Here is a 1,606-nt window from a genome sequence, read left to right as displayed (position 1 = left end):
TACAGCACCTGATGACAGCCGCAGCGATTAACTGTAAGCGCATTCACAACTGGCTGACGGGCGTGCCTCAAGCCGCTACTCGTACTTCACAGTTTGTAAGACTGATGGAGTCATCTGTAGGTTAAGCAATATTTCGCCACCAGTATCAAAAGCTGGGAAGATCCCAAGAAGCTTAGAAACCATTATGTTGATGTTGTATGATTTGATGCTCACTGTACTAGTGGCGCGACATGCCTAAAATGATGCAAATTATCAACAGGCTCAAACCCTTGAATCCGGTGCGTTACGCTGCGCTAACAGCACCCTATTTTAGCTGTGTCAGTCCACTAGCAGTAAGTTAGTCACTAGTCTATTTGAGACTTTAGAAAGGAGTTTTGGAAAAACTTTGACCAATTGGTTTAAGTTGTATTAGGATAGCTGTATCGTTGAAAGACAAGTTTCTGATGACTCGCGGCCCCAGTAAGCAATTCGATACGGACACTGCCTTAGCCAAGGCGATGGAAGTTTTCTGGGCACATGGCTACGAAGCTGCTAGCCTGTCTGAATTGCTAAAGAACATGGGGATTGGTAAGAAAAGCTTGTATGACACCTTTGGCAACAAGCGATCGCTCTTTCTTAAAACGCTAGAGTACTACGCTAATATCCTAATCAAGGATATGCAAGAACGCCTATTGGCGGAAGGTTCTCCGCTAGAAAACCTTGAAGCGTTGCTTCGCCACTGGCAGGCGATGCATAGCCAGTCAGGGAGTCATGGCTGTATGTTCGGTACCAACATCGCTGATTTCAGTACCGACGATAAGGAGGTATCGAAGGTGATGAGAGCTTATCTTCAAGAGATGGAGGACACCTTCATGGCAACGCTAACCCGCGCTCAAAAAGTTGGCGAGCTAAAGCCCGACGCAAACATACGAAACCTAGCGCGTCTACTGCTCTGCACGGCTCAGGGAATGGCGTTATTGGGACGAGTGATGGAAAGTGACACGGTGCTGGAGGGAACAGTAACCGCCGCGATTACGGCTTTAGAGCAGAGCTAGTTTTTTTTGCCAAAATGTTGACCAATCGTTCAAGGTTTTTGACGACTACTAAACTGAAAAAGGAGACATTGACATGACATACGACATCACAGGTAAAACAATTCTAATCACAGGTGCGAATCGCGGCATTGGCAAGGTCTTGCTTGAGTTCTTCTTAGCACAGGGTGCGGCCAAAGTCTACGCGACTGTTCGGAAGTTAGATAGTGCTGCTCCGCTAGTTGAGCGGTATGGCGATCAGGTCGTGCCTATTCATCTCGATTTAGACGATCCGCAGTCTATTGTCACCGCTGCTCAATCTGCTCAGGACGTAGAGTTTGTGGTGAACAATGCGGGTGGATTTCTAGCCGCATCACCGCTAGCCGAAGATGCGATCGCGTCCTTAGAATTTCGGTAGTGCCCCAGGGGTAATGATGTGTTTGTTAAGGTGATCAAGAAGAAACCCTTGACGACTCATGCCGACCTGCCCTGAGTGCCAAGCCACTTATATCGTCAAAAACGGCCACATCCATACGGGTAAGCAACGCTATCTCTGCCGCCAATGCGGCTACCAGTTCGTTGAGGAGCCGACGGAT

2 protein-coding genes and 1 pseudogene are annotated in these 1,606 nt (G+C 48.1%); all 3 read left to right on the top strand.

What is annotated here, in order from left to right; translation table 11 throughout:
• The first annotated feature begins 425 nt into the window (after positions 1 to 425).
• Positions 426 to 1,034, top strand: a complete 609-nt coding sequence (locus QJQ48_RS28060) for a TetR/AcrR family transcriptional regulator (RefSeq protein WP_346294481.1) — start codon at positions 426 to 428, stop codon at positions 1,032 to 1,034.
• Positions 1,035 to 1,107: 73 nt separating this feature from the next.
• A pseudogene (locus tag QJQ48_RS28055) lies at positions 1,108 to 1,422 on the top strand (SDR family NAD(P)-dependent oxidoreductase); the annotation flags it as partial.
• A gap of 64 nt (positions 1,423 to 1,486) precedes the next feature.
• The coding region (locus QJQ48_RS28050) for an IS1/IS1595 family N-terminal zinc-binding domain-containing protein (RefSeq protein WP_346293315.1) at positions 1,487 to 1,606 on the top strand (120 nt) is incomplete at its 3' end.

Origin of the sequence: Sphaerothrix gracilis Ecp01, from assembly GCF_030405905.1 — a bacterium.
Taxonomy (GTDB): domain Bacteria; phylum Cyanobacteriota; class Cyanobacteriia; order Phormidesmidales; family Phormidesmidaceae; genus Sphaerothrix; species Sphaerothrix gracilis.
This window is presented reverse-complemented; position numbering and strand designations above follow the sequence as displayed.